The organism is Pedobacter sp. 01T416_2 (assembly GCF_056398925.1).
Map to the genome: position 1 here is coordinate 1 of NZ_JBFTQI010000485.1, position 4,596 is coordinate 4,596.

At 42.1% G+C, this 4,596-nt stretch carries 4 protein-coding genes; all 4 read right to left on the reverse strand.

What is annotated here, in order from left to right:
• The coding region (locus AC1DPQ_RS18550) for a VWA domain-containing protein (RefSeq protein WP_477610491.1) at positions 1-961 on the reverse strand (961 nt) is incomplete at its 3' end.
• Positions 962-970: 9 nt separating this feature from the next.
• On the reverse strand, positions 971-3,196 hold the full coding sequence (locus AC1DPQ_RS18555) for a DUF5682 family protein (RefSeq protein WP_477580137.1): 2,226 nt from the start codon (positions 3,194-3,196) through the stop codon (positions 971-973).
• A gap of 1 nt (position 3,197) precedes the next feature.
• Complete coding sequence (locus tag AC1DPQ_RS18560; RefSeq protein WP_477580139.1) at positions 3,198-4,280, reverse strand: ATP-binding protein; 1,083 nt, start codon at positions 4,278-4,280, stop codon at positions 3,198-3,200.
• 12 nt (positions 4,281-4,292) lie between these two features.
• Positions 4,293-4,596 (reverse strand): hypothetical protein (locus tag AC1DPQ_RS18565; protein WP_477610492.1); only part of this gene is annotated, 304 nt, incomplete at its 5' end.

A 4,596-nucleotide genomic window follows, 5' to 3' on the forward strand; every position in this document is an offset into this window, starting at 1 on the left:
GTGCCAAAAGCGTAATCAATTGTACCCCATTGTTAACCAGCTGTGCAGCCATATTTTTCATGGCTTCCAAATTCCCGCCTTCGTATAGATCGGTGATCAGTACCAATACCGTATCCAACGGCTTTGTTATAATTTGAGCACAATAGGTTAATGCCTTATTGATGTCGGTACCTCCCCCCAGCTGAACACCAAAAAGCAGATCAACAGGATCATTTAACTCCTCGGTTAAATCAGCAACTTCAGTATCAAAAACAACCATTTTGGTGGTAATTGCAGGAATAGAAGCCATTACGGCACCAAAAATCCCCGAATATACCACCGAAGTTCCCATCGATCCACTTTGATCCAAACAGAGTATAATGTCCTTCATCGATTTCCTTTTCCGGCCATAACCGATCCGGGTTTCAGGAATGATGGTTTTATATTCGGGTTGGTAATGTTTAAGGTTCCGTTTAATGGTTTCGGCCCAGTTGATCTCATTGTGTTTGGGCCTTCTGTTCCTCGCTGAGCGGTTAAGGCTCCCGGTAATGGCCTGTTGTGTTGGCGACATTAACTTCTGCATTAGTTCATCAACCACTTTCTGAACCACCAAACGTGCTGTTGCCTTCGTTTTTTGCGGTATGGCCCGGCCTAAAGTCATTAAGTTGGCCACCAGATGAACATCAGGAACGAGTGTTTCAAGCATTTCGGGCTCGGTAAGCATTGAGGTAAGATTAATGCGTTTAATAGCATCCTGCTGCATTACTTTTACCACAGTTTGTGGAAAATATTCGCGAATATCGCCCAGCCACCTCGATACATTTGGAGATGAAGGCCCTAAGCCTCCTTTTCGATCTGAATTATATAAAGCCTCTAAAGTATTATCGATGCCAGTTTCTACTTTGGTAAGCACCATATCCAACTCCTGCCGAGTTTGTCCGCCCAATATTAACCGCCACCTTTTTTCTAATTCTTCGTTCATAGTGTAAGTTTAAAAACCCAATATTTTTTCGAGTATCGGCAAAACCATTTCTGCCCGTGCTACATCCAGTTCTTCTTTATGCACTACATTTTTGCCCGATGAGGGTACTTGTTTGATCTTTTGTGCAATACTATTTTTTTCGGAAGGATTATAAGCTGCAAAAGTGCGCCTCAATAAAGGAACAACTTCTATAAACACTTCACCACTTATTCCGGCCAGCCAGTTATTTAGGATATCCCAGATTTCGTGGTCAAAAATTAAAACCGTTGCGGCATCTTTTAAAAACCCTTCTATCCAAAGAGCCGAATAAGCCGGATCGCTTCCTACAGAAAGTGCCCTGCTAAACTCCAGTGCGGTTTCCTCCGTACCGATCACTTTCGAATCGTACAACAGTTTACAACAGGTTCCGTGAACCAGTGGGACTACATTTTTAAGTTTTAATATTTTAGAAAGGGTTTCGAGCCAATCATTTTTCATTACCTCATCATCTAAAAACAAAATAGATTTATTTACAGTTTTGATCTTATCTGTAATAATAACAGACTGTTCTTCATCAATGCCCAAACAACTTGATGGTAAACCTGCATTTAAACGCGAAAAGATCGATTGAAGAATAAGGCCTATGGTTTCCTGATCAGTTTTTCGCACATTCCCATACCGGCTTACCTCAGTTAAAGGAATAAAAGCATCCATCAACATGGCAATATCCGATGTCATCGCCGCCAGTTCATCCATCCTTGTCAACACCAGTTGCACCCCTTCGTGCAGATCGGCGGGCAATGCTTTGGTTACCAATTGCGTTATTTCGGCCAAGTGGCTACAGGTTGATGAAATATGTTTTAAATAGTGATTACAGGCAGCTTCGACTGTATTGCCCCAAGGAGCTTTTTCGAGCAATGAGATAGATAGTTCTGGATACCAGAACAATAGCCATTCTTCTTTAAAAGTACCCTTACCTGCAATATATCTTTGCTTCGCCCATTTGATATCCAATATCAATAATCGATGGAAAAGGATGCTTTTTTGTAAACCACTGGCTTCCCTTAAATCTAAATTGATCGTTTTTTCTTCGTTGATTACTTTTAAACGCAGACTTTTAACCTGCTGTTCGAAATCTCTTTGCAGCGGCACTTGTGGAATCCCTTCCGGAACAGTTCCCATATCGTTACCGATAATGAGTTCCCTCCTGATCAGCTGCATCGGAATTTCATCACCCATACACATTACCGTTTGGGTAGCTTCATTCAGTTCTTTTAAGCCGGCCTTGTTCAGGTTTCTTAATGCTGCCAGCGTATTTGCTAACCTAACGGCTTCAATAACGTGTGCCGAAGAAATATCGATCTTATTCTGTCTGAAAACATTGGCGCTATAGGTTAACCACCTCGTACCATCGTCGCTCTGGTTGTTCCAAACGTGTTTATACCAGCCCGGAGAATCTAAACCTGCCCCATAGCCGCTTTCAAAAGCCAGTCGGTCGCTCGTCCAGGGAATCCATGTGGTTTCGATTTTCGTTTTTGGCAGGTTCTTTAATAATGCATCATCATCCTTTTGCTTGGGCATATGCAGTAAAGCCGGCACATGCCAGGCACCGCATATAACGACAATTACACTGTACATTTCGCGTTCGGCCTGCCTGATACCGCGGCGCATAAATGCCTCGCGGATTTTTTCGGTCTTGTTATTTTCCGTTACTCTTTCCCTTAATACACCTATTGCCTCTCCTATTGATGCAAAAACATCTTCCGGTTGTTTGGCAATTTCAAAATGATGTTCCCACCACTCTTCCTGATCGTCGAAACCGGCAATCTCTGCCAGATAGGATAAGGGATTTTTAGTAACAGGGCTAAAATCAATCACTTCATCTGCCGTACTGATATGATCTGGCGCTGTGGTTTCTGCTGATTCCTCCACAGGTGTTTCTACCAGTTTATGGATAAGCGGCATATCGATAAACCTTACCGGGATTTTATTTTTCAAACCATAGCCTATAGCCTGCCATTCAGGCGAAAATTCGGCGAAAGGGTAAAACACCGATTGTTTTGGATTATCGGGTACGTAAGCCAACAAAGCTACCGGCGGTTTCATTTCCCGATCAGCCACCCATTTTAAAATAACCTCTCCCTCTGGCGGACCTTCAACCAGAATAATATCGGGTTTAAGGTTTTCCAGTGCTTCTAAAACATGCCGGGCAGATCCAGGGCCATGGTGCCTGATCCCTAAAAGATGAACAGACATATTAAACGATATCTCTACAAGCCCTGTAAATGTCTTTCCATCCGTCTTTTTGTTTCAAAACGGTTTCCATATACTCCTGCATCACAATTTTATCCTGAACGGGATCTTTGATCACAGAGCCGATAATACCGCTGGCAATATCGTCAGCTTTTAAAGATCCATCGCCGAAATGATAGGCCAAAGCCAGCCCGTTGTTCATTACTGAAATGGCTTCTGCAGTACTAAGCGTACCAGATGGCGACTTTAATTTAGTTTTACCATCAAGCGAAACCCCATTACGGAGTTCCCTAAAAATGGTTACGATCCTTTTAATTTCTTCTGTAATGGATTTTTGAACAGGCAGATGAATCGATTTGCTAAAACTGGCTACCCTTTGTTCAACAATGCTAACTTCCTCTTCAATTGAAGTAGGAACAGGTAAAATAACGGTATTAAACCGCCTTTTTAATGCGCTCGAGAGTTCATTTACTCCTTTATCCCTGTTATTTGCGGTTGCGATTACATTAAAACCCTGTACCGCCTGCACCTGCGTATTCAGTTCTGGTATGGGCAACATTTTCTCGGATAGAATGGTGATCAGCGAATCCTGAACATCGGCCGCGATCCGTGTAAGCTCTTCGATACGTACAATTTTGCCTTCTTTCATCGCTCGCATCACTGGCGTTTCTACAATCGCCTCCTTAACCGGGCCAGCAGATAATAACATGGCATAATTCCAACCATAACGCACTGCTTCTTCGCTGGTACCTGCTGTACCCTGTATCACCAGGTTAGAATTGCCTGTAATGGCTGCAGTAATGTGCTCCGAAACCCATGATTTAGCTGTACCCGGTAAACCGTATAACAATAATGCCCGATCGGTAGTAAGCGTAGCTACTGCTATTTCCATCAACCTCCGGTTACCAATGTATTTTGGTGTAATCTCAAAACCATTAGCCAGTTTTTTGCCCATTAAATAATCGATCACGGCATGTGGCGATAATTGCCAGTTTACAGGCTTCACATGTTTATCTTCTTTTTTTAATTCTTCGATTTCCTGCTTAAACTGTTGTTCGGCAGATTGTCTTAATACGTTATTTTCCACGTTAATTAGATTTTAAAATTTTAGTGTTTGCCTTAACTCCATATAGTGGATCATACCTGCTACCTGGTTGCTGAAGTATTTTACCTGATAATTATCTGAAGCTGGCGTTTCATATTTTTTCAATAGAGATAACAAGCCATCTGGGATTGATAGGGCCAGTTTTTGATAAACATTGGTTTGGATAGCATAAGGATTATCCATTAGTTTTTTAATTATCCGTTCAGCTATTGCCGTTTCGATGATATCGTAACTTTCCAGCACCAGATCGAGAACCCTATTGAAATCTGTTTCGAGCAGATCTTTAATAAAAGTAGCC